Annotated in this window: 21 protein-coding genes; 6 read left to right on the top strand and 15 right to left on the bottom strand. The window is 70.3% G+C overall.

Going from position 1 to position 23758, the window contains the following annotated elements:
* Positions 1 to 41: 41 nt before the first annotated feature.
* Positions 42 to 722, bottom strand: coding sequence for an RlmE family RNA methyltransferase (locus EV684_RS06555; RefSeq protein ID WP_132645415.1), 681 nt, complete (start codon positions 720 to 722; stop codon positions 42 to 44).
* Between the two features lie 21 nt (positions 723 to 743).
* On the opposite strand from EV684_RS06555, the gene EV684_RS06550 reads away from it, so the two are divergent.
* Positions 744 to 1217, top strand: coding sequence for a YhbY family RNA-binding protein (locus tag EV684_RS06550; RefSeq protein ID WP_132645414.1), 474 nt, complete (start codon positions 744 to 746; stop codon positions 1215 to 1217).
* Here EV684_RS06550 and EV684_RS06545 read toward each other — a convergent pair.
* The 4 genes from EV684_RS06545 to carA form a co-directional block, all read right to left on the bottom strand.
* Positions 1195 to 1635, bottom strand: coding sequence for a DUF4149 domain-containing protein (locus EV684_RS06545; RefSeq protein ID WP_132645412.1), 441 nt, complete (start codon positions 1633 to 1635; stop codon positions 1195 to 1197). The genes EV684_RS06550 and EV684_RS06545 overlap by 23 nt on opposite strands.
* A 2-nt stretch (positions 1636 to 1637) precedes the next feature.
* Positions 1638 to 2114, bottom strand: a complete 477-nt coding sequence (gene greA, locus EV684_RS06540; RefSeq protein WP_132645410.1) for a transcription elongation factor GreA — start codon at positions 2112 to 2114, stop codon at positions 1638 to 1640.
* An 84-nt stretch (positions 2115 to 2198) separates the two neighbouring features.
* Positions 2199 to 5444, bottom strand: coding sequence for a carbamoyl-phosphate synthase large subunit (gene carB, locus EV684_RS06535; protein WP_132645408.1), 3246 nt, complete (start codon positions 5442 to 5444; stop codon positions 2199 to 2201).
* A gap of 3 nt (positions 5445 to 5447) precedes the next feature.
* A complete protein-coding gene (carA, locus tag EV684_RS06530; RefSeq protein ID WP_132645406.1) occupies positions 5448 to 6602 on the bottom strand; it encodes a glutamine-hydrolyzing carbamoyl-phosphate synthase small subunit in 1155 nt (384 codons plus the stop codon).
* A gap of 314 nt (positions 6603 to 6916) precedes the next feature.
* On the opposite strand from carA, the gene EV684_RS06525 reads away from it, so the two are divergent.
* The gene (locus EV684_RS06525; protein WP_132645405.1) at positions 6917 to 7612 is read left to right on the top strand and encodes a Bax inhibitor-1 family protein; all 696 of its coding nucleotides are present in this window, start codon (positions 6917 to 6919) and stop codon (positions 7610 to 7612) included.
* A gap of 60 nt (positions 7613 to 7672) precedes the next feature.
* Here EV684_RS06525 and rlmD read toward each other — a convergent pair whose 3' ends face one another.
* The 5 genes from rlmD to surE form a co-directional block, all read right to left on the bottom strand.
* Positions 7673 to 9094, bottom strand: coding sequence for a 23S rRNA (uracil(1939)-C(5))-methyltransferase RlmD (gene rlmD / locus EV684_RS06520; protein ID WP_132645403.1), 1422 nt, complete (start codon positions 9092 to 9094; stop codon positions 7673 to 7675).
* Between the two features lie 30 nt (positions 9095 to 9124).
* Positions 9125 to 10084: an RNA polymerase sigma factor RpoS gene (gene rpoS, locus EV684_RS06515; protein ID WP_132645401.1), complete on the bottom strand. Its 960-nt coding sequence runs from the start codon at positions 10082 to 10084 to the stop codon at positions 9125 to 9127.
* 19 nt (positions 10085 to 10103) lie between these two features.
* Positions 10104 to 10976, bottom strand: a complete 873-nt coding sequence (locus tag EV684_RS06510) for a peptidoglycan DD-metalloendopeptidase family protein (protein WP_242478386.1) — start codon at positions 10974 to 10976, stop codon at positions 10104 to 10106.
* Positions 10977 to 11044: 68 nt separating this feature from the next.
* The gene (locus tag EV684_RS06505) at positions 11045 to 11857 is read right to left on the bottom strand and encodes a protein-L-isoaspartate(D-aspartate) O-methyltransferase (protein ID WP_132645398.1); all 813 of its coding nucleotides are present in this window, start codon (positions 11855 to 11857) and stop codon (positions 11045 to 11047) included.
* Between the two features lie 139 nt (positions 11858 to 11996).
* Positions 11997 to 12764 (bottom strand): 5'/3'-nucleotidase SurE, encoded by a 768-nt coding sequence (gene surE / locus EV684_RS06500; protein WP_132645396.1) that lies wholly within the window; start codon positions 12762 to 12764, stop codon positions 11997 to 11999.
* A 96-nt stretch (positions 12765 to 12860) separates the two neighbouring features.
* Between surE and EV684_RS06495 the strand changes: the two genes are divergently transcribed.
* From EV684_RS06495 to EV684_RS06485, 3 genes are all read left to right on the top strand, one after another.
* Positions 12861 to 13841, top strand: a complete 981-nt coding sequence (locus tag EV684_RS06495; RefSeq protein WP_132645394.1) for an NADPH:quinone oxidoreductase family protein — start codon at positions 12861 to 12863, stop codon at positions 13839 to 13841.
* A 76-nt stretch (positions 13842 to 13917) separates the two neighbouring features.
* Positions 13918 to 14655 (top strand): LuxR C-terminal-related transcriptional regulator, encoded by a 738-nt coding sequence (locus tag EV684_RS06490; protein ID WP_132645393.1) that lies wholly within the window; start codon positions 13918 to 13920, stop codon positions 14653 to 14655.
* Between the two features lie 31 nt (positions 14656 to 14686).
* Positions 14687 to 16924, top strand: a complete 2238-nt coding sequence (locus tag EV684_RS06485; protein WP_132645392.1) for a sensor histidine kinase — start codon at positions 14687 to 14689, stop codon at positions 16922 to 16924.
* Between the two features lie 13 nt (positions 16925 to 16937).
* Here the strand turns inward: EV684_RS06485 and EV684_RS06480 are convergent, their stop codons facing one another.
* The 4 genes from EV684_RS06480 to chlG are packed head-to-tail and all read right to left on the bottom strand — an operon-like array spanning position 16938 to position 20600.
* Positions 16938 to 17183, bottom strand: coding sequence for a hypothetical protein (locus EV684_RS06480; RefSeq protein WP_132645391.1), 246 nt, complete (start codon positions 17181 to 17183; stop codon positions 16938 to 16940).
* 9 nt (positions 17184 to 17192) lie between these two features.
* Complete coding sequence (locus tag EV684_RS06475) at positions 17193 to 18395, bottom strand: geranylgeranyl diphosphate reductase (protein WP_132645390.1); 1203 nt, start codon at positions 18393 to 18395, stop codon at positions 17193 to 17195.
* 1 nt (position 18396) lies between these two features.
* Entirely contained in the window at positions 18397 to 19719 is a 1323-nt protein-coding gene (locus tag EV684_RS06470) for a BCD family MFS transporter (RefSeq protein ID WP_132645389.1), read from the bottom strand.
* Positions 19716 to 20600 (bottom strand): chlorophyll synthase ChlG, encoded by an 885-nt coding sequence (chlG, locus tag EV684_RS06465; RefSeq protein WP_132645388.1) that lies wholly within the window; start codon positions 20598 to 20600, stop codon positions 19716 to 19718. The genes EV684_RS06470 and chlG overlap by 4 nt, the downstream gene beginning before the upstream one ends.
* 78 nt (positions 20601 to 20678) lie before the next feature.
* On the opposite strand from chlG, the gene EV684_RS06460 reads away from it, so the two are divergent.
* Complete coding sequence (locus tag EV684_RS06460; RefSeq protein WP_132645387.1) at positions 20679 to 22220, top strand: phytoene desaturase; 1542 nt, start codon at positions 20679 to 20681, stop codon at positions 22218 to 22220.
* Between the two features lie 34 nt (positions 22221 to 22254).
* On the opposite strand, the gene ppsR is transcribed toward EV684_RS06460, so the two are convergent.
* The gene (gene ppsR / locus EV684_RS06455; protein ID WP_132645386.1) at positions 22255 to 23709 is read right to left on the bottom strand and encodes a transcriptional regulator PpsR; all 1455 of its coding nucleotides are present in this window, start codon (positions 23707 to 23709) and stop codon (positions 22255 to 22257) included.
* Positions 23710 to 23758: the final 49 nt, after the last annotated feature.

The following is a 23758-nucleotide window of genomic DNA, read 5'->3' as shown; positions in this document are numbered from 1 at the left end:
ACCTGGGCGAGAAAAACCGGGTGAAACAGGACCGGACGCGTTCATTTTCCGCTCTCGGCGACGCCCTTGCCGCCCTTGGGGCCGATGCCGACCAGAAAGGTCTCGGCCGACTTGTCGCGCGAGGCCTTGGGCTTGATGGGCTTGACGACACGAAAGCTCTCCTTGAAGAGCTTCACCAGCTGGCTGTAGCCGCTGCCGTGGAAGGCCTTGCAGACCAGCGCGCCCTCGGGCTTGAGGTGCTGGAGCGCGAACTCGACCGCCAGTTCCACCAGGTGCGCGATGCGCGCGGCATCCGACACGGGAATGCCCGACAGGTTGGGCGCCATGTCCGAGACGACGATGTCGACCGGGCGGCCGGCCAGCTCGGCGGCCAGACGCGCGGCGACCTCGTCCTCGCGGAAGTCGCCCTGCAGGAAGGTCACGCCCTCGATCGGCTCGAAGTCGAGGATGTCCAGCGCGATGATCGTGCCGTCGAGCGCGCCGGCGGCGGCACCGTCGGGTGCGAAGCGGCGGCGCAGGTACTGGCTCCAGGCGCCGGGCGTGGCGCCCAGATCGACGGCGACCTGGCCGGGCTTGATCAGCCCCAGGGCCTCGTCGATCTCCTTGAGCTTGTAGGCGGCGCGCGAACGGTAGCCATCGCGCTGCGCCGCTTTCACGTACGGATCGGTCAGGTGATCGTGCAGCCAGGCGCGATTGACGCGTTTGCTCTTCGATGATTTCATTCGTCAGTCGATAATACGGCGATGCCCGCCATTGAACTCACGCCTGCCGAGCGCAAGCAACACCGCGCCGACGCCCACCACCTCGACCCTGTCGTCCTGATCGGGGCCGACGGCCTGACCCCCGCGGTGGTCAAGGAGACCGACGCGGCGCTCAAGGCCCACGGACTGATCAAGGTCCGCATCTTCTCCGACGACCGCAACGCCCGCGCGGCGATGATGGCCCAGTTGGCCGGCGAGCTGAACGCCGCGCCGGTGCAGCAGATCGGCAAGCTGCTGGTGCTGTGGCGCCCGATCCCGGCCAAGGAGAAGACCGAACGCGAGGACCGCAAGCCGGGGCCGCGCGTCGTCAAGCTGGTCAAGTTCTCCAAGAGCGGCAACCACCGCGCCACGGTCACCAAGGTCAAGGTCTACGGCAACCAGCGTGTCACCGCCGGCGGCCAGATCAAGCGCGTGAAGCCGCGCGCCACCAGCGTCAAGAAGAAGGTCGCGGACTGAGCGTCGCGCGCCAGGCCAGCGTCATCACCAGGATGCACTTGAGCGCGTAGAACGAGCTGCTGATCGCGTGCAGGGCGCCGAAGGACAGCGGCCCCTGCCCCAGGCGCGCCGCCGGCATCATCGGCTGGATCGCGAAGTAGCCGGCGACGGTGCAGAAGATCGCCCCCAGCGCCAGGCCGAAACCCCAAGAGAACTGCAGGCCGCCGTCGCGCCGCGCGGCGCCGCGTTCCAGCAGCACCATCACGAGGCCCAGCGCGAGGCTGGTGTAGGCCTCCTGCGCCAGCATGCGCGCGGCCAGGCGGCCGGCATCGGCCTGCGGCAGCAGCGCGAAACCCGCCGGCGTCGCCAGCAGCGCGACACACAGCAGCCAGCCGGCCCACAGGCCCGGCAGCAGGCGTTGCCAGCGCTGCAGCGCCATCGTCAGAGGTACTTCACCTCGACGATCTCCCAGTGCTTGACGCCGCCCGGCGCCTGCACCTCGGCGACGTCGCCGGCCATCTTGCCGATCAGCGCTCGCGCGATCGGGCTGCTGATCGAGATGCGGCCTTCCTTCAGGTCGGCCTCGTCGTCGCCGACGATCTGATAGCTCACCTCGGCGCCGGTGTCCTCGTCGGCCAGAGCGACGGTCGCGCCGAACACGACCTTGCCGCCGGCGTCCAGCGCCGAGGGGTCGATGACCTGGGCCGCGGCAAGCTTGCCTTCGAGTTCCTTGATCCGGCCTTCGATGAAGCCCTGCTTGTCCTTGGCCGCGTCGTACTCGGCGTTTTCGGACAGATCGCCTTGCGCGCGCGCCTCGGCGATGGCCTGGATGACCGCATGGCGCTCGACGGTCTTCAGGCGTTGCAGTTCTTCCTTCAGCTTTTCGGCGCCGCGCCGGGTCAGGGGGATGGTGGCCATGGTGAGCGTCTTGTGTTCGGACAAAGTGAATCCGCCGCAGGGGCCCGGTCGGGCGCCTGCGGCGGATCAGCGAAGGCCCGAAGTCTAATTCAGTTCCGCGTGCAATTCCTGCAGCGAAACGACTTCGAGGTCATCCTGGTGTTTCAGCGCCTCGGTGGCGGCCTCGCTGCCGGCCATCGTCGTGTAATAGGTGACACGATTGGCCAGCGCTGCCGTACGGATATAACGCGAATCGGCAATCGCCGTGCGCGTCTCGTCCACCGTCGTGAAGACGAGCTGCACCTCGCCGGCCTTGACCTTGTCGGCAATGTGCGGGCGACCGTCCTTGACCTTGTTGACCAGCTTCACCGGCACGCCGGCGTCGGCGATGGCCTGCGCCGTGCCCTTGGTGGCGAGCACCTCGTAGCCCAGCGCGACCAGCTCGGCGGCGACCTTCACGGCGCGCTGCTTGTCGCTGTTCTTCACCGTGATGACGACCGTGCCCTTTTCGGGCAGGCGCGAGCCGGCACCGAGCTGGCTCTTCAGCATCGCCTCGCCGAAGGTCCTGCCGACGCCCATCACCTCGCCGGTGGAGCGCATCTCCGGGCCGAGGATCGGATCGACGCCGGGGAACTTGTTGAACGGGAAGACCGCTTCCTTGACGCTGAAGAACGGCGGCACGATCTCCTCGCCGATGCCCTGTTCGTGCAGCGACCGCCCGGCCATGCAGCGCGCGGCAATCTTGGCCAGCGGCCGGCCGGTGGCCTTGCTGACGAAGGGCACGGTGCGCGAGGCACGCGGGTTCACCTCGAGCACGTAGACGACGGCGTCATCGCCCTCGCCCTGCACCGCGAACTGGGTGTTCATCAGGCCGACGACGCCCAGCGCCTTGGCCATCGCCGCGGCCTGGCGGCGCATCTCGTCCTGCAGCGCCGGCGACAGCGAGTACGGCGGCAGCGAGCAGGCCGAGTCGCCGCTGTGGATGCCGGCGGCCTCGACGTGTTCCATGATGCCGCCGATCAGCACCTTGCCGGCCGCGTCGGCGATGCAGTCGACGTCGACCTCGACCGCGTCGTCGAGGAAGCGGTCGAGCAGCACCGGGCTCTTGTCGCTGACCTTGACCGCCTCGCGCATGTAGCGCTCGAGGTCCTTGTCGCCGTGCACGATCTCCATCGCGCGGCCGCCGAGCACGTAGCTCGGGCGCACGACCAGCGGATAGCCGATCTCGTGCGCCAGCGCCAGCGCCTGCTCCTCGGTGCGCGCGGTGCGGTTGGGCGGCTGCTTCAGGCCGAGTTCGTGCAGCAGCTTCTGGAAGCGCTCGCGATCCTCGGCGATGTCGATCGAGTCGGGCGTCGTGCCGATGATCGGCACGCCGGCGCGCTCGAGGTCCAGCGCCAGCTTCAGCGGCGTCTGGCCGCCGTACTGGACGATGACGCCGACCGGCTTCTCCTTGTCGACGATCTCGAGCACGTCCTCCAGCGTCACCGGCTCGAAGTACAGGCGGTCGCTGGTGTCGTAGTCGGTCGACACGGTCTCCGGGTTGCAGTTGACCATGATGGTCTCGTACCCGTCCTCGCGCATCGCCAGCGCCGCGTGCACGCAGCAGTAGTCGAACTCGATGCCCTGGCCGATGCGGTTCGGGCCGCCGCCGAGCACCATGATCTTCTTCCTGTCGGTCGGCTCGGCCTCGCACTCCTCGTCGTAGGTCGAGTACATGTAGGCCGTCTGCGTCGCGAACTCGGCGGCGCAGGTGTCCACGCGCTTGTAGACCGGGCGCACGCCCAGCTCGTGGCGACGCGCGCGCACCGCGTGCTGGTTCGTGCCCAGCAGCTTGGCCAGGCGCTTGTCGGAGAAGCCCTTGGCCTTCAGCCAGCGCAGCTCGGCGGCCGACAGCGCGGCCAGGTCGGCACGCGCGGCGACCTGCTGCTCGGTGGCCACCAGGTCCTGGATCTGGGCCAGGAACCACGGGTCGACCGCGGTCTCCTCGAAGACCTCGTCGAGCGTCATGCCGATGCGGAAGGCGTCGGCCAGGAACAGGATGCGCTCGGGGCCGACGTTGCCGATCTCGTCGACGATCTCGTCGCGGTCGGTGCTGCGTTCGGTCAGGCCGTCGATGCCGGTCTCCAGGCCGCGCAGCGCCTTCTGGAAGCTTTCCTGGAAGGTGCGGCCCATCGCCATCACCTCGCCGACGGACTTCATCTGCGTCGTCAGGTGCGGGTCGGCGGCCGGGAACTTCTCGAACGCGAAACGCGGGATCTTCGTGACCACGTAGTCGATCGAGGGCTCGAAGCTGGCCGGCGTCGCGCCGCCGGTGATGTCGTTGCGCAGCTCGTCCAGCGTGTAGCCGACGGCCAGCTTGGCCGCGACCTTGGCGATCGGGAAGCCGGTGGCCTTGGACGCCAGCGCCGACGAACGCGACACGCGCGGGTTCATCTCGATGACGATCAGGCGGCCGTTGTCCGGGTTCACCGAGAACTGGACGTTGGAGCCGCCGGTGTCGACGCCGATCTCGCGCAGGATCGCGATCGACGCGTTGCGCATCAGCTGATATTCCTTGTCGGTCAGCGTCTGCGCGGGCGCCACGGTGATCGAGTCACCGGTGTGGATGCCCATCGGGTCGAGGTTCTCGATGGAGCAGACGATGATGCAGTTGTCCGCGCGGTCGCGGACGACTTCCATCTCGTACTCCTTCCAGCCGATCAGCGACTCCTCGATCAGCAGTTCCTTGGTCGGCGACAGGTCGAGGCCGCGCTTGCAGATCTCCTCGAACTCCTCCGGGTTGTAGGCGATGCCGCCGCCGGTGCCGCCCATCGTGAAGCTCGGGCGGATGACCATCGGGAAGCCCGTGCCGCCGATCTCGGACTGGATGCGCCGCTGCACCGCGAGCGCTTCCTCCATGCTGTGCGCGATGCCGCTCTTGGCCGATTCCAGCCCGATGGCCGTCATCGCGTCCTTGAACTTCATGCGGTCTTCGGCCTTCTCGATCGCGTGCTCGTTGGCGCCGATCATCTCGACGCCGTACTTGGCGAGTACGCCATGGCGGTGCAGGTCCAGCGCGCAGTTCAGCGCCGTCTGGCCGCCCATCGTCGGCAGGATGGCGTCGGGGCGCTCCTTGGCGATGATCTTCTCGACGACCTGCCAGGTGATGGGCTCGATGTAGGTGACATCGGCCATCTCCGGGTCGGTCATGATCGTCGCCGGGTTGCTGTTGACGAGGATGACCTTGTAGCCCTCCTCGCGCAGCGCTTTGCAGGCCTGGGCGCCGGAATAGTCGAACTCGCAGGCCTGGCCGATGATGATCGGGCCGGCGCCGATGATGAGGATCTTGTGGATGTCGGTGCGCTTGGGCATGGGTCAGGCTCTCTCTTGCATCAGTGCCACGAAGCGGTCGAACAGGTAGCCGATGTCGTGCGGGCCGGGGCTGGCCTCGGGGTGTCCCTGGAAGCAGAAGGCGGGGCGGTCGGTGCGCGCCAGACCCTGCAGCGTGCCGTCGAACAGGCTGACGTGCGTCGGGCGCAGGTTGGCACCCAGCGTCTTCTCGTCGACCGCGAAGCCGTGGTTCTGGCTGGTGATGCTGACGCGGCCGCTGTCCAGGTCCTTCACCGGGTGGTTGGCACCGTGGTGGCCGAACTTCATCTTGAAGGTCCTGGCGCCCGAGGCCAGGGCCATGATCTGGTGGCCCAGGCAGATGCCGAAGGTCGGCACACCGGCGTCGATGATCTCGCGCGCCGCGGCGATGGCGTAGTCGCAGGGCTGCGGGTCACCCGGGCCGTTGCTGAGGAAGACGCCGTCGGGTTGGAGCTTGAACACCTCGGCGGCCGGCGTCCTGGCCGGCACGACGGTGACGCGGCAGCCGCGGTCGGCCAGCAGGCGCAGGATGTTGCGCTTGACGCCGAAGTCGTAGGCGACGACGTGGAACTTGGCGTCGGCCAGCGTGCCGTGGCCACGGCCGAGTTGCCAGGAGGTCTCGGTCCACTCGTAGGTCGTGTCGGCCGACACGACCTGGGCCAGGTCCAGGCCCGCCATCGACGGCGCGGCCTTCGCGGCGGCGACGGCCGCAGCGATCTCGGCTTCGCCGACCGTGTTGCCGGGCGCGAAGCTGACGATGCAGCCGTTCTGCGCGCCGGTCGTGCGCAGCACGCGTGTCAGCCGGCGCGTGTCGATGCCGGCGATGGCCACGGTGCCCTCGCGCTCGAGGTACTGCGACAGCGACAGCGTGGCGCGGAAGTTGGAAACGCGCAGCGGCAGGTCTTTGATGACCAGGCCGGCGGCGTGAACCTTGGCGGCCTCGACGTCTTCCTCGTTGACGCCGACATTGCCGATGTGCGGATACGTCAGCGTGACGATCTGCCGGCAATAGCTCGGGTCGGTGAGGATTTCCTGGTAGCCGGTGAGCGCGGTGTTGAACACCACCTCGCCGACGGTCCGACCGGGCGCGCCGATCGAGTGACCGAGGAAGGTCGTGCCGTCTGCGAGTGCGAGGAGTGCGGGGGGCAGGACGGGCAGCAAGTGAAAAGCTCCGGGATTCGCGCGCCCAGCGCCACCTGGCGACAGGTGGATCCGAGGGGAAACCGACGACGGAGTTTCGCTTGGGGCTGCGGTGATGGCGGGTAAACCTACGGAGTATAGCCGCATCGCGAACACCGTCGACATCGCGGCCGTCACCGACCCTGCTCGCAGGGCGGCCGCGCGCAGCTGCGGCCCCGTTGCCCCCGAGATCCAACAGCCCGTGGCGGTGCAGGGCCATTCGACGATTCACGGAACTTACAATTGCTTTTCCGACTCCATGAGTCGTCTTTCACCCAACCCCCTTTGGAGGTCTGATGGATCGCACTTCGCCCACCTACGGCGGTTTCGCAGGCGGCGGCGTTCTGACCGCGCAGCGCAACCGCGTCCTGCGCAACACCTATGCGCTGCTCGCGCTGTCCCTCGTCCCGACCGTGCTCGGCGCCTGGATCGGCGTCACCACCGGCATCCTCTCCGGCATCGGCATGGGGATGAGCGCGATGCTGTTCCTCGGCGGCGCGTTCGGCTTCATTTTCGCGATCGAGAAGACGAAGCACTCGGCCGCCGGCGTCGGCGTGCTGCTCGGCTTCACGTTCTTCATGGGGCTGATGCTGTCGCGGATCCTGGCGGCGGTGCTCGGCTTCTCGAACGGCGCGTCGCTGATCATGATGGCCTTCGGCGGCACCGCGGCGGTGTTCTTTGCGATGGCATCGCTCGCCACGGTCGTCAAGCGTGACCTGTCGAACCTGTCGAAGTTCCTGTTCGTCGGCGCGATCCTGCTGCTGGTGGTCGGGATCATCAACATCTTCGTGCAGTCCAGCGCGCTGATGCTGACGCTGTCGGTGGCCGCGATCGGCATCTTCTCGGCCTTCATGCTGGTCGACGTCAAGCGCGTCATCGACGGCGGCGAGACCAACTACATCAGCGCCACGCTGGCGATCTACCTGGACATCTACAACGTGTTCCAGAGCCTGCTGATGCTGCTGGGCATCTTCGGCGGCGAACGCGACTGACGATCGATCGATCGACGAAAACGGGGCCCTAGGGCCCCGTTTTTCTTGGCGGACGCGTTCTCAGACAGGACCGTCCGGCCCCGGCTCCGCGGCGAGTTCGAGCGCCGCCTCGCCCTCGGGACGAGGGTTCAGCGCCGCCTCGGTGCGCTCGAACACCGCGACGCTCTCGACGTGCGCCGTGTGCGGGAACATGTTGACGACACCCGCCGCCACGCATCGAAAGCCCGCCAGGTGCACGATCAGCCCGGCGTCGCGCGCCAGCGTCGCCGGGTTGCAGCTGACGTAGACGATGCGCCGCGGCGGCGTCCAGCCTTCGCGGCCGCGCAGATCGGCCAGCGCCTTGGCGAGCGCGAACGCACCTTCGCGCGGCGGGTCGACGAGCCAGGCGTCGGCCGCGCCGCTCGTCATCAGCTCGTCGGCGCTCATCTCGAACAGGTTGCGCGCGGCGAAGCTGGTGTTGGCCGCCAGGCCGTTGGCGGCGGCGTTCTCGCGTGCGCGCTGCACCAGCGTCTCGCTGCCTTCGATGCCGTGCACCGCCGCCGCGCGCCGCGCCAGCGGCAGCGTGAAGTTGCCCAGGCCGCAGAACCAGTCGACGATGCGTTCGTGCGGCTTCGGATCCAGCAGCCGCACCGCGCGGTCGACGAGCACGCGGTTGATCTGCGGGTTCACCTGCGTGAAGTCGGTCGGCTTGAACGGCATCGTCACGCCGTACTCGGGCAGCGAGTAGGCGAGCTGCGGGCCGCCTTCATCGAGCCGGTGCACCGTCTCCGGCCCCTTGGGCTGCAGCCACCACTGCACGCCGTGTTCGGCGCCGAAGTGGCGCAGCTTGGCGGCGTCGCCTGCGGACAGCGGCTCGAGGTGGCGCAGCACCAGCGCGATGACCTCGTCGCCGGCGGCCAGCTCGATCTGCGGCAGGCGGTCACGCTGCTCCATCGCGCCGATCAGCTCGCGCAGCGCCGGCAGCATCGCGCTGACCTTCGCCGGCAGCACCGGGCACTCCAGCATGTCGGCGACGTAGCGCGACTTGCGTTCGTGGAAGCCGACCAGCACCGTGCCCTTCTTCGGCACGTAGCGCACCGACAGCCGCGCGCGCCAGCGGTAGCCCCACGCCGGGCCGTGGATCGGCCGCAGCAGCCGCTCGGGCTTGACCTTGCCGAGGTGCCAGAGGTTGTCCTCCAGCACGCGCTGCTTGACGGCCACCTGGGCCGCCGGATGCAGGTGCTGCATCTTGCAGCCGCCGCAGGCGCCGGCGTGCAGCCCGAAGTGCGGGCAGCCCGGGCGCACGCGCTGCGAGCTCTCGCGCCCCAGCGCGGCGAGCACACCCTGCTCCCACTGGTTCTTGCGCCGCGCGACCTGCACCTGGACGGTCTCGCCCGGCAGCGCGCCTTCGATGAACACCACCTTGCCGTCGGCGCGGTGCGCGACGCCCTGGGCCTCGAGGTCGAGCGACTCGACCTGCAGCCATTCCGTTCCTGAACTCATGCCCGGATTATCCCGGGCCTGCGCACCCGTTCAGAACAGCGCGTCGCGGTCGACGCCACGGCGCTGCATGCGGCGCTTGAGCTTGAGCAGCGCTTCCTGCTGGATCTGGCGGATGCGCTCGCGCGTGAGGCCCAGGCGCGCGGCCAGTTCCTCCAGCGTCTCGGGCTCGCGATCGCGCAGGCCGAAGCGGCCGGCGAGCACCTCGCGCTCGCGGTCGTTCAGCTCGGCCAGGCCGTTGTCCAGCAGGTGCACCGCCTCGCGGCTGAGCGTCAGGCCCAGCGGGTCGATGGCGTCGTCGTCGGCCACCGTGTCGAGCATCGACTCGCCGCCCTCGCGTTCCAGCGGCATGTCCAGCGAGGTCGGCTGCTCGGCCAGCTTCAGCAGCTCGGCGACATCCTCGACGGGCCGGCCCAGCGCAGCGGCGACCTCCTCGACCGAGACCGGCCGCTCGGCCTCGCCGCGGCGCGAGGACTCCAGCGCCCGGCGAGCCTTGAGCACCTGGTTGAGCTCGCGCACGACGTGCACCGGCAGCCTGATCAGCCGCGCCTGGTGCATGATCGCCCGCTCGATGCTCTGGCGGATCCACCACGAGGCGTAGGTCGAGAAGCGGAAGCCGCGCTCGGGCTCGAACTTGCCGGTGGCGTGCATCAGGCCGAGGTTGCCTTCCTCGATCAGGTCGATCATCGGCATGCCGCGGCCGACGTAATGCTTGGCGATGCTGACGACGAGGCGCAGGTTGCGCTCGATCATCATCTGGCGCGCCGCGAAGTCGCCCCCACGGGCACGCACCGCGGTCGCATGCTCCTCCTCGGCGCTCATCAGCGGCGCGCGGCGGATGTCGCGCAGATAGCTCTGCAGCGTGTTGCCATGGTCAGCCTCGCCGTCCGAGGACGGCGCGGCGGGCAGTTCGGGCGCCTCGGGAGCGGCGCCCGGCTCGGACGCGTCGGAGCCTTCGGCGGGGCCGTCGTGCGCATCGCGCCGCGTGACCATCCGCCCGGCTCCGTGGCCGCTACCGCGAGGGCAGCAGCTTCGCCGGATCGACCGGCTTGCCCTGGCGCCGGATCTCGAAGTGCAGCTGCACCCGCTCGGCGTCGCTGGATCCCATCTCGGCGATCTTCTGGCCGCGGCGCACCGCCTGGTCCTCCTTGACCAGCAGCGTCTGGTTGTGCGCGTACGCCGAGAGGTACGTGGCGTTGTGCTTGACGATGATGAGGTTGCCGTAGCCGCGCAGGCCCGAGCCGGCGTACACGACGCGGCCGTCGGCGGCGGCGTAGACCGGATCGCCGGCCTTGCCGGTGATCGACAGGCCCTTGCTGCGCACCTCGTCGAAGCCGGTGGCGACGCTGCCCGAGGCCGGCCAGGTCCAGTGCACGTCGTCGTCGCCTTCGCGCGCCGCCGGAGCCGGCGCCGCAGTGGCGGCCGAAGGCGCCGAGCCGGCGCTCGCGCTGGTCGGCGCCGGCGTGGCCACCGTCGACGCCGCCGAAGAGGCCCCGGACGCCGCGCCACCCGCCGTGCGGGCATCGGCGCGTGCAGCCGGGAGCACGGGACGCACGACGACGCCGTTGGCGTCGGCCGCCGGCGGCACGACTCGCACCACCTGCCCGACCTCGATGCGGTCCGGGTTCTCGAGGTTGTTCCAGCGCGCGATGTCGCGCCAGTTCTGGCCGTTCTCCAGGCCGATGCGGATCAGCGTATCGCCCGGCTTGACGGCGTAGTAGCCGGGCTTGCCGAGGTTCTCCTGGCCCGGAGGCGGCGGCTTGGCGGCCGAGTCGGGTGCGGCAGCCTCGGTGCTCGTGCCGACAGGGCGGCCGCTGCGGTCTTCGACCGGGGCGCGGTGCGAAGGGTTGGCGCATCCGGCCACCACCGTGGCGACGACGGCCATCAGCAGCAGGGAAGGCGCCGGGCGGACCCGGGAGCCGGGACGGGGAATCTCGATCGTTGCGTCGTATGTCATGCCGTGCCGGATTTTAGGGGGACGAAGTGGACGGCATCGTGAACCTGGCGGCGCAAGCCCTCCGGGCGACGGTCGACGACGACGAGCACCTGCCCGCCGGCAGCGGCGTCGTGCATCGGCGCGACCAGGCGCCCGCCTTCGGCAAGCTGGTCCAGCCAGGCCTGCGGAATGTCCTCGCCGCCGGCGGCGGCCACGATGCTGTCGTACGGCGCCAGCGGCGCGTGGCCGAGGCGTCCGTCGCCGTAGAGCAGGCGCAGGTCGCCGGGCAGGCGCAGTGCGGCCAGGTTCTCGCGCGCCTTGTCGTGCAGCGGCTTCAGGCGCTCGATCGAGACGATGCGTCGCGACAGCTGCGCGAGCAACGCCGTCTGGTAGCCGCAGCCGGTGCCGATCTCGAGCACGCGCCCGAGGTGGCCCGCGGCCGCCGCACGTTCGCCGGCGAACAGCAGCGCCAGCATGCGGCCGACGACCGAGGGCTTGGAGATCGTCTGGCCCAGGCCGATCGGCAGGCTGGTGTCTTCGTAGGCCTGGATCGCCAGCGCGCTGTCCACGAAGCGGTGTCGCTGCACCGCGGCGAAGGCACGCAGCACCGGCTCGCAGCGCAGGCCGTCGGCGTGCAGGCGCGCGACCATGCGTTCGCGCACCGCGGGCGAGTCCAGGCCCAGCCCGCTGGGCGCGACGCGGCGCGCGGCGTCACGCGCGGCCTCGTGCAGCGGACGCTGCGGGCGCAGGAGGTCGCTTGCCGGGCGCGCCGACGATCGCGGCTGCACGTGATGCAGCCCGAGAGGGAAACGCGGCGGCTTGCCGCTCACTGGGGCACCCTTCGGCCTTCGGCCGGTCCCGCCAAGCGGGAATGAGCCCCGGACAAGTCCTGAGGGCTCACTGGGGCACCCTTCGGCCTGGCGGCCGGTCCCGCCGAGCGGGAATGAGCCCCGGACAAGTCCTGAGGGCTCATGCGAGCGGGACGCCCAGCCGCGACGCCCAGGCGCCGCGCATCGCGTGGTCGGTGAGGTCCACCTGCAGCGGCGTGATCGACACCGCGCCGTGGGCGACGGCGTGGAAGTCGGTGCCTTCGCCGGCGTCACGCGCATCGCCGGCCGGGCCGATCCAGTAGATCGGCTCGCCGCGCGGGTTGGTCTGGTGGATCACCGGCTCGCTCGCGTGGCGGCGTCCCAGCCGCGTCACGGAACGCGGCAGCGAGGCGGCATCGGACCGGTTGGGGATGTTGACGTTGAGCAGCCAGGGCCCTGCAGGCGGGCCGCCGGCGAGCACCTGCTCGACGATCGCACGCGCGGTGGCAGCAGCGGCGTCGAGGTGCGTCCAGCCCTTCTCGACCTGCGAAAAGGCGATCGCCGGGATGCCGAACAGGTAGCCCTCCATCGCCGCGGCGACGGTGCCCGAGTACAGCGTGTCGTCGCCCATGTTGGCGCCCTGGTTGATGCCCGAGAGCACCAGGTCGGGTTTGTGCGGCAGCAGGCCGGTCAGCGCGACGTGCACCGAGTCCGACGGCGTGCCGTTGACGACCCGAAAACCTTGCACCGGCTCGCCGCGCGCCTCGAAGACCGACAGCGGCCGGTTCAGCGTCAGCGCGTTGGAGGTGCCGCTGGCGTTCTGCTCCGGGGCGATGACGTCGATCGTGCCCAGGCCTTCGCAGGCCTTGACCAGCGCCGCGATGCCGGGGGCGAGATAACCGTCGTCGTTGGCGATCAGGATGCGCATCGGGGCATTGTAGGGAGTCGGGCGGGCGTCGCCTGCGCGACGGCGCCGGCCGGCCGCGCTGCCTAAGATGCCGCCCACCCTGGAGAGGAGACGACGATGAAGGCCTGGCTCTGCGAATCGCTGGACGGCGTGGCCGGCATGCACTGGCGCGAGATGCCGACGCCCGAACCGGCGCCCGGCGAGGTGCGCGTGGCCATCCGCGCCGCGAGCCTGAACTTCCCCGACCTGCTGATCGTCGAGGGCAGGTACCAGGCGCGCCCTCCCCTGCCCTTCGTGCCGGGCGCCGAGTTCGCCGGCGTCGTCGAGGCCCTGGGCACTGGCGTGACGACGCTGGCCATCGGCCAGCCGGTGGCCGTCATCGGCACGCACGGCGGCTTTGCCACCCACGCCTGCGTCGAGGCCGGGCGCGCGATCCCGCTGCCCCCGGACTTCGATCTCGAGGACGCGGCGGCCTTCGCCTTCACCTACGGCACTTCGCATCACGCGCTGATCGACCGCGGCGCGCTCGCCGCCGGCGAGACGGTGCTGGTGCTGGGCGCCGCCGGTGGCGTCGGTACCGCGGCGCTGCAGATCGCCAAGGCGGCCGGGGCACGTGTCATCGCCGCCGCGTCCAGCGCCGAGAAGTGCGCGCTGTGCCGCGAACTGGGCGCCGACGCCGTCATCGACTATTCGGTGGAAAACCTGCGCGACGCCCTGAAGACGCTCACTGCGGGCCGCGGACCGGACCTGATCTACGACCCGGTGGGCGGCGAGCTCGCGGAGCCGGCACTGCGTTCGATCGCCTGGCGCGGGCGCTACCTGGTCGTCGGGTTCGCCGCCGGCACGATCCCGGCGCTGCCGTGGAACCTCGCACTGCTCAAGGGCGCGTCCATCGTCGGCGTCTTCTGGGGCGAGTTCGTGCGCCGCGAGCCCCAGGCCAGCGCGACGGCCATCGGCCAGCTCGCGCGCTGGTACGCCGAAGGCCGCGTCAAGCCCGTCGTCGGCGCCCGTTTCGCCCTCGAAGACTTGCCCCAGGCTTACGAACGCATGGCCGCGCGCCGCGCCCTGGGCAAGCTGCTGTTCGTCTGCGGCAACTGAGGCAGGGGGTGGCACCGTTACGGCCAGGGGGGCAACGCGCTAGGATGACACCCGATCGAATACGGGGAGGTCGGCTATGGCCGTGAAGGTGCTGATCCTGGAAGACAACCCGGTGGCGCGGAGTTTCCTCTGCCGGGTGGTGCGCGAAAGCTTCAGCGACGCGAACCACATCACCGAGGCGGGCGACCTCGAGACCGCGCGCCGCCACATCACGCTGGCAGGCGGCGCGACCGGACTGCACGGCGTGGACCCCTTCAAGCTGATCCTGATCGACCTGGAACTGCCCGACGGCAACGGCATGGAGCTGCTGGCCGAGCTGGCGCACTACCCGGCAACGAAGATCGTCACGACGCTGTACTCCGACGACGAGCACCTCTTCCCGGCCCTTCAGCACGGCGCCGACGGCTACCTGCTGAAGGAAGACCGCTTCGAGGTCCTGGTCGAGGAGCTGCAGAAGATCGTGCGCGGCCAGCCGCCGCTGTCGCCGGCGATCGCACGTCGGCTGCTGACGCACTTCCGCCACGGTGCCGGCCCCGACGTCGCACCCGACAGTGGCTTCGTCAACACCACCGGCTTCACGACCAGCCGGCCGGTGCCGATGGAGAAGGCGCTCCCCGAGCACGAACGCCTGACGCCACGCGAAAGCGAAGTGCTCACCTACCTCAGCAAGGGCTTCACGATCAAGGAGATCGCGAGCCTGATGGGCATCAAGTGGTTCACCGTCAACGACCACATCAAGTCCATCTACAAGAAGCTGAACGTGTCGAGCCGGGCCGAGGCCGCGGTGCTCGCGAGCAAGCAGGGCCTGGTCTGATCCCGCGGCCGCCGGCCGCCGCATCGTCGCCATGACGGAACGCCCCGCCGTCCCCGGCGACTCGAGTTTTGGCCATTCGGCGCTCGAGCCCGCGCTCGGCGCCGACATCGCCGCGCGCTGGGTCGGCTGGCGCCGCCAGCTGCTCGTGCTGCTGACGGTGCTTGGCGGCCTCGGCCTGTTCGGCCTCGTGCATTGGGTCGCCGCCAGCCCGGCGCTGGACATCGCGCTGCTGGCACCGCCGAACGCACCCCCCACCGTGATGGCGACGGGTGTCCCGGCGCTCGAACCGATGGTCGGGCGCCCGCCGGTCGCGCTGCGCAACGCCGATGGCCGCGAGGTGCTGGTCGACGCGCTGCTGATGGAGCACTCGTCGCGGTGGCAGGTCGACGACGCGGTGCGCGCCCGCATCGTCGCCGGGCAGGAAGCGCTGGCCGCGGTGCTGCAGGGGCGCGAGGTCTTCGTCGAGTTCCGCAACGGCGTCGAGATCCCGGTGCTGGCCCGGCCGCGTGGTGCCGGCGGACTGGGCCTGCTGTTCTGGCCGCTGGCCGCACTCGCGCTTGCCGTCTACCTGGTCGGCATCGTCGTCCTGCTCGCGCGGCCGCAGGGCCGCAACGTCGTCTATCTCGTCGTCGTGCTGAGCCAGGCGGCGACGCTGCTGTTCATCGCCGTGGGCTCGATGCGCGGCCTGGGGCTGCCGCCCGGCTTCGCGAGCGTCGAGCCATGGGCCCGGATGGTGCTGGATCTCGTGGCAGGCGCCGGCGTGCTGCACGCGTTCACGCTGCACCCGCGGCCCTTGCCGCATCGGCACGCGATCGCGGCGGCCGGCTGGCTGCCGGTCGTGGTGCTGCCGGTGCTGGCGCACGGCGGTCTGCTGCCCGAGGCCTGGTGGTGGACCCAGGCTGCGCTGCTGGCCCAGGGCGGCGCCGCGCTGGCGACGATCAGCTGGTCCTACCGCATCGAGGCCAACCCGTTCGCCGCCGTGCTGCGCCGGCTGGGTGTCATCACCTTCTGCGCCTTCGCGCTGGTGACGCTCGGCATGGCGGCAGCGGCCGGCAACCCGGGCCCGCCCAACTCGGTGGCCGCGGCCGGCCCGCTGGTCTGGACACTGTTCTTCAGCTCGCTGCTGCTGCTGGTGCCGTTCCTCTCGCGCTCGCGCCTGGCGCTGCGCGAGCTGGCGATGCTGGCCGGCATCAGCACCATCGCGGTGTCGCTGGACCTGCTGTTCGTCGCCATCTTCTCGCTCGGCCAGTTCACGTCGCTGACGCTGGCCGTGTTCCTGGCGCTGGGCGTCTACGCCGGCGCACGCCAGTGGATCCTCAACCAGACGATCGGCTCCGAGGTGCTGACGACCGAGCGCACCTTCGAGCAGCTCTATCGCGTCGCGCGCGAGCTGCAGAAGCAGCCAACGCGCTACTCGACGCTGGTGGCCGATCTGCTGCGCGACCTGTTCGAGCCGCTGGAAGTGCTGCGCCTGGAACGTGACTCTGCGCATGCCTCGGTCGTCGGCGGCGGCGCGGCGCTGGTCGTGCCGGTGCGCAGCGGCCGCGGCGGCGGCCGGCCGCTGTCACTGGTGCTGCGCTTCGCACGCCGCGGCCAGCGCCTGTTCTCGCGCGACGACGCCCGGCTGGCCGAACGCGTCGTCGACCAGCTCAAGCGCGCCGTGGCCTACGACCAGGCCGTCGAACGCGGGCGCCACGAGGAGCGGCTGCGCATCGCCCAGGACCTGCACGACGACATCGGCGCGCGCCTGCTGACGCTGATGTACCAGGCGCAGACGCCGGAGATGGAGGACTACATCCGCCACACGCTGCTGGACCTGAAGACCCTGACGCGCGGGCTCGCCGCGGCCGAACACCGGCTGTCGCACGCGTCGGCCGAATGGAAGGCCGACCTCACCCAGCGCCTCACCGCGGCCCAGGTGCAGCTCGGCTGGTCGGTCGAGTTCGATCGCGACGTGCGCCTGACCGTCGTGCAGTGGTCGGCGCTGACACGGGTGATCCGCGAACTCGTCACCAACTCGCTCTACCACGGCCACGCGACGCGCGTGGACGTGCAGATGGTGCTGGCGGGCAGCCGGCTGGTGCTGGTGGTCGCCGACGACGGCGACGGCCGCGAGCCGCAGTCCTGGGCCCACGGGCTGGGCCTGGGCGGCGTGCGCAAACGCGTCAAGCTGCTCGGCGGCGAGGTGCGCTGGCGCGAGAACCATCCGCGCGGCATCGCCTGCGAGATGCGGGTGCCCGACTTCCAGACGCCCGACGAAGACGGCTGAACGTCGAACGGCCTCAGCGGCGCCAGCGCCGCCGCAGGTCCAGCAGGTGGGCAAGACCGGCGGCCGCCAGGCCGGCCGCCACCCAGGTCCAGGCGGCGCCGGCCAGCGCCGCACGCACCGCCAGCATCAGCGCCAGGCCGGCGCACAGATTGGCGACGAAGTCGCGCGGCGCCAGGCCACGCCCGGTGCGCGCGTGCCAGATCCACAGCACCAGCGCCTCCAGCAGCGTGACGGCGATGACGAGGTCGACGAGCGCCACGCGCGGCCGTCAGACCCGCGCCAGCCCGAGCAGGTGCGCGATGTCCTTGAAGAAGATGCGCACGTGCGCCATCGGCTTGCGCCGCGTGAGCCGCTTGTTCATGTACGAATCGAAGGTCAGCTGCTGCACGTCCTTGTCCTTGCAGATGCTGACGAAACGCTCGCGGCGTTTGTCGCTGGAATACCAGAAGCGCTGCAGGATGCCGAGGATCCAGAAGACGCGGCCGTGTTCGCGCATGAAGTTGCGGCGCGCGGCGGCCAGCGCCTTCGCGTCGCCGGTGCGCAGCATCTCCAGCACCGCCTCGGCGGCGAAGCGGCCGCCGGCCAGCGCGTAGTAGATGCCTTCGCCCGAAGCCGGCGCGACGACGCCCGAGGCATCGCCGGCGAGCACGACGTCGCGGCCGTTGTCCCAGCAGCGCAGCGGCTTCAGCGGGATCGGCGCACCTTCGCGGCGGATCGTCCTGCAGTTCGCCAGGCCGGCGTCCTCGCGCAGCTTGGCCGTCGCGTTGCGCAGCGAGAAGCCCTTGTCGGCGCTGCCGGTGCCCACGCTCATCGTCTTGCCGTGCGGGAACACCCAGCCGTAGAAGTCGGGCGAGATCGTGCCGCGGTAGTAGACGTCGCAGCGCGAGGGGTCGTAGTCGGGGTGGCCGGGCTCGGGCGCCTCGATGATCTCGTGGTAGGCGAAGACGTACTCCACCTCGTGCGCGCAGGAGATCTGCTGGCGCGCCACCTCGGAGCGTGCGCCGTCGGCGCCGATGATGGCCCGGGCGCGCACCGCGGCCTCCTGGCCCTCGCCGCGTTCGCCCTTCTCGTGCGGGCGGTAGCGCACGATGGCGCAGCCGTCGGCATCGCGGTCGATGCGCTCGAAGGTGCCGGTGCGGCGCACCGCGCCGCACTGTCGTGCACGCTCGCGCAGCCATTCGTCGAACTGCTCGCGGTCGACGAGGCCCACATAGCCGTTCTCGATGTGGATGTCCACCTTGACGTCGGTGGGCGAGATCATCCGCGCGCACAAGGCCTTGGCGACGATCAGCTCGTCCGGGATGCCGAAATCGCGGATCGCGCGCGGCGGGATCGCACCGCCGCAGGGTTTGATGCGGCCGGCACGGTCGAGCAGCAGAACGCTGCGGCCCTGCCGCGCGATCTCCGTGGCCGCCGTGGCGCCAGCCGGACCGCCGCCGACGACGACGACATCGAAGGTCTCCAGTTGCATCTCACTCCACCTTTGCCACCGCGGGTTCTGCAAACAGGCGCGGCGTCGCGGTGGCGCGGCGCCGGGCGTCGATCTTGGCCGCCAGGACGGCGGACACCACGAAAAGCAGCGCCTCGGCACCGAAGACGCTCGAATAAGCCACCGAGGACTCGCCCAGCAGCCAGTGCGCGAGGTCGCTGGCGCCGGTGCCGACGACGCCACCCAGGCCGAAGGCCACGGCCTGCGCCGCGCCCCACAAACCCATGCGCACGCCTTCGCGGCCGGGCTTGCCCTCGCCGGCCAGGCGCATCATCGAGCCGATCGCGGCGATCGAGAACGCGCCGTTGGCCACGCCGAGCAGGAAGACCGTCGGCTTGAACGGCCAGCCCGGGCCGACGATGCCGGCGCCCACCAGCGAGGCCAGGCACAGCGCCGACGCGAGGCAGCCGCCGACCGACCAGGCGCGCAGCGAGCCCAGCCGCTGGCCGGCGAGCGCGACCAGGATCATCCCGGTGAGCACGCCGCCGTGCTGCATGCCCGACAGCGTCGTCGACTCGCCCGGCGTGTAGCCGAAGACGGTGCCGGCGAAGGGCTCGAGGATCAGGTCCTGCGCGCTGAACGCGAGCATCGACACGAAGATGAAGACCGTGAAGCGGCGCGCGTCGCCGTCGGCCCAGACCTCGGACAGCGCCTGGCGGAAATCGGGTTTGGCTTCGGCCTGCGCAGCCGGCGCCCGCCCCTCGCCTTCGACGCGGTACAGCGCGAGCGTCGCCAGCACGAAGGCCAGGACGGCGACACCGGTCACGACGGTCATCAGCCGCGCCGGCGAATACGGGTCGAGCAGCTTGCCGGCGACGCCGGCGGTCACCGCCAGGCCCAGGATCATCATCATCCAGACGATGGTCGCCGCCGGTGCGCGGCGCTGCTCGGGCACGCGCTGCGCCAGCAGCACGAGCAGCGAGGTGCCGGCGGCGCCGACGCCCAGGCCGATGACGACGAAGGACACGAAGGCCGCGGCGATGCCCGGCACGCGCGCCACCGGGATCAGCGCCACCGAAGCCGCCGCACCGATGCCCCCGGCGGCCAGCACCGCGAGCCCGCCGATGATCCACGGCGTGCGCCGCCCGCCGACGTCGGAGCCGAAGCCCATGCGCGGGCGCAGCATCTGCACCATGTAGTGCACCGCCACCAGCAGGCCCGGCAGCAGCGCCGGCAACGCCAGCTCGACGACCATGATGCGGTTGAGCGTCGAGGTCGTCAGCACCACCATCGCGCCGATGCAGGCCTGCACCAGGCCCAGGCGGAAGACGGTGAACCAGCCGAAGTGCACGCCGGAGCCGCTCACGCCAGGCCCCCGGTCGCGCGCAGCGCGAAGGCGCTGACCATCATGCCGCTGACGAACAGCGGCACGCCGAAGCCGCTGTAGAACAGCGCGCGCTTGACCGGGTCCTTCAGGAACCAGAGCATCAGCACGCCCTGCGCGACCAGCAGCGCGCCGATCGCCGCGGCGTGCCAGACGGCACCCCACTGCACCAGCATGCCGATGACGAAGATCTGCGGCACCGCCATCACGACGCAGGCCGTGCGCGCGGCGCCGTCGACACCCAGGCGCACCGGCAGCGAGCCGACGCCCATCTTCTTGTCGCCTTCGATGGCCTTGAAGTCGTTGAGCGTCATGATCCCGTGCGCGCCGATGCTGTAGAGCAGCGCCAGCGCCAGCGAATGCGAGGCCGGCATCGCGCCGCCGGCCATCACTGCGGCACCCGTGACCCAGGCCAGGCCCTCGTAGCTGATGCCGCAGGCGGCGTTGCCCCACCAGCCGTTCTGCTTCAGGCGCACCGGCGGCGCGCTGTAGGCCCAGGCCAGGATCAGCCCCAGCACCGCAGCGCCGAAGCCCCAGGGGCCGAGCTGCGTGGCGACCAGCAGCGACAGCGCCGTCCAGCCGATCGCGATGTACAAGCCCCAGCGGCCGGGGATGCGGCCCGAGGGGATCGGACGGTTCGGTTCGTTGATCGCGTCGACGTGGCGGTCGAACCAGTCGTTGACGGCCTGGCTGGTCGCGCAGACCAGCGGCCCGGCGAGCAGCACGCCGAGGAAGACGAGAAACCAGTTCGCCGTGATCGGCTGCCCCGATGCGACGACGCCGCACGAGAAGGCCCACATCGGAGGGAACCAGGTGATCGGTTTGAGCAACTCCGCTACAGCGGACAACGCGGGCCTTGCCATGGGGCTGAATCTTGCGCTTGACAAAACAGAGCGTCAATTGTCGTTGACACAATCCCTGCCTTAGGACAAGCTCGACGGATGCTGATGAAGTCGGATGCCGCAGCCACGGGCGCGGCCGGAAAGCAGGATCCCCAGGCGCCGGTGGCGCTGGTGGTGGGCAGCGGGTTCGGCGGCATGGCCGCCGCGGTACGCCTGGCGGCCAAAGGCTACCGGGTCACCGTTCTGGAAAAGCTCGACGCCCCCGGCGGCCGGGCCTACGTGCACCACCGCGAAGGCCACGTCTTCGACGCCGGGCCCACCATCGTCACCGTGCCCTACCTCTTCGACGAGCTGTGGGCGCTGGCCGGGCGCAAGTTCAGCGACGACATCGAACTGAAGTCGCTGGATCCGTTCTACCGCATCCGTTTCGACGACGGCGACCATTTCGACTACAGCGGCGACCCGGCGCGCATGCGTGCCGAGGTGCGGCGCATCAGCCCCGGCGACGCCGAAGGCTTCGAACGTTTCATGCGCGAGGCCGACCAGTGTTACGAGCTGGGCTTCCGCTCGCTCGGAGACAAGGCCTTCGACACCGTCGGCGACCTGATCAAGGCCGCGCCGCTGATCATCAAGCTGCGCGGCTGGCGCAGCCTGCACCAGATGGTGGCCAGCCATCTGAAGCATCCGAAGCTGCGTGTCGCGATGAGCCTGCAGTCGCTGCTCATCGGCGGCAACCCGTTCTCGGTGACGAGCATGTACGCACTCGTCAACGCGCTCGAGCGCCAGTGGGGCGTGCACTGGGCGATGGGCGGCACCGGCGAGCTGATCCGCGGCCTGGTCGACGTCTTCGAAGGCATGGGCGGCACGATGCGGCTGAAGGCCGAGGTCAAGCGCATCGAGGTCGACAACGGCGTCGCCACCGGCGTCACGCTGGCCGACGGCGAGCGCATCCCGGCGGACATCGTCGTCTGCAACGGCGACACCGGCTACCTGTACAAGAACCTCGTCGACGCACGCTGGCGCAAGCACTGGACCGACGCGCGCATCGAACGCGGCCACTACTCGATGGGCCTGTTCGTCTGGTACTTCGGCACCGACCGGCGCTACGAGGACGTGCCACACCACATGATGGTGCTGGGCCCGCGCTACCGCGAACTGCTCGACGACATCTTCCGCAAGAAGAAGCTCGCCAGCGACTTCAGCATCTACCTGCACCGCCCCACCGCCACCGATCCGTCGATGGCGCCCGCCGGCTGCGACACCTTCTACGCCCTGATGCCGGTGCCGCACCTGGGCAGCGGCACCGACTGGACGACGCAGGCCGAACCCTACCGCCAGTCGGTCCAGGAAGCCCTGGAACGCACCGTGCTGCCGGGCCTTGGCAAGCACCTGCGCGTGTCCTTCTGCACCACGCCGCTGGACTTCCAGCACCGGCTGCTGTCGTACAAGGGCGCCGGCTTCGGCCTGGAGCCGCTGCTGCTGCAGAGCGCCTACTTCCGCCCGCACAACCGCAGCGAGGACGTGAAGAACCTGTTCATGGTCGGCGCCAGCACCCACCCGGGCGCCGGCGTGCCGGGCGTGATCATGTCGGCCAAGGCGCTGGAGTCGGTGTTGCCCGACCCGGCGACGTTCCGCCGCTGAAGCGATCGAAGACGGCCGGCAGCTGCCGGCCGCTCTACTTCTCGGCTTCGGCCGGCGTGCCGCTGCCCAGGTCGCCCAGGCCGTAGCGGCGCAGCTTCACGTACAGGCTCTGGCGCGACAGGCCGAGCATCTCGGCCGCCGATGCGCGGTTGTCGCGCGTGAGCTCGAGCGCCGCCTCGATGCACAGCTGCTCGATCAGGTCGGTGGTCTCGCCGACGATGTCCTTCAGCGGCACACGCCCGACCAGCTCGGTGAGCTGACCGACCGAGCGCGGCAGCTCGCGCGTCGTGCGCGCGTCGTGGCCCGCCAGGCGGCGGCCGACGTCGCGGATCGTGAAACCGAGGAAGGGCCGATCCCCCTGCGCGACCATCGTCGCCGAGATCTCGACGTCGGTGACGGCACCGTACTCGCCGCGAAGCGTGGTCGCGAACAGCCGCACCTGGCCACGCTGGCGCAGGTTGGAGATCATCACGCTCAGGTCGACGCCGGTGCGGCCGAGCCAGCGGTCGAGGGTCTCGCCGCGCACCTGCTCCTCGGTCGTCAGCTGGGCCAGCTCGACGAAGGCCGGGTTGGCCGAGATCACGCGGCCTTCGAGGTCGGTGACGACGAGGCAGTCGGGCGCGCTCTGCACCAGCTTGAGCAGCATCGACCCGGTCGACGGCGCCATCTCCGCGACCACCTGCGACTGCACGCGAGACAGGCGCACGAGGAAGTGCGAGACCAGGTCCTGGCGATAGGTCGACACCGCGACCGTGACCTCGCCTCGGCCGTCGGCCAGTTCGGCGCGACCCTCGTCGGCACGGCCGGTGGCGCGCACGCCGGCGAGCAGCAGGTTCAGCTGCTCGGCCGCACGCGCCTCGATCCCGGTCGGGAAGGTCACGCCGACCAGGCTGGCCACCCCGCCGTCGGCCAGCAGGCGCGCGGCGGCCGGGTTGGCCTCGAGGATCTTCTGGGTCGTCGCGTCGACGACGAGCACGGCCTCCGACGCGACCTGGAACAGGTGGCGATAACGCGTCTCGGCGTGGCGGAACTTCCAGTAGTCGCGTTCCATCGCCTGCTGCGCCTCGACTAGGCGCTGCTGCAGCGCCGCGACGGCACGCAGGTCGCGACCGAAGGCCAGGACATGGCCGGCACGCCCCTCGGCGCCACCGAGACGCACGGCGACGAACAGCAGCGGCACCTCGCGGTCGCCAGGCAGAACGAAGTTCAGGTGGCGCCAGCGGATGGAACCGGCGGCGTCCGGCGCGGCCTCGCGCAGCAGGGCCTCGACCTTGTCACGGCTTTCCGGCGTGACGATGTCCACCCAGCGTTTGTCGATCCACTCGGCGCCGGCCTCGCGGGCGAAGTCGTCGCCACCACAGGCGAGGTCACGCACGACACCGTGGGCGTCGACCACCAACGTTATGTCGTTCGCAACCGACAGCAGCGACCCGGCCGTCGCGGCGGTCACGCCGCCGAACGTCTTCTCCGGTGCTCCAAACGGTCTCATTCGGAGACCCGCCTTTCAGCTCATAAAAACTGCGTTGATCGAAACGGCA

The organism is Rubrivivax gelatinosus (assembly GCF_004340905.1).
In the GTDB taxonomy this organism is placed as follows: domain Bacteria; phylum Pseudomonadota; class Gammaproteobacteria; order Burkholderiales; family Burkholderiaceae_C; genus Rubrivivax; species Rubrivivax gelatinosus.
This window is presented reverse-complemented; position numbering and strand designations above follow the sequence as displayed.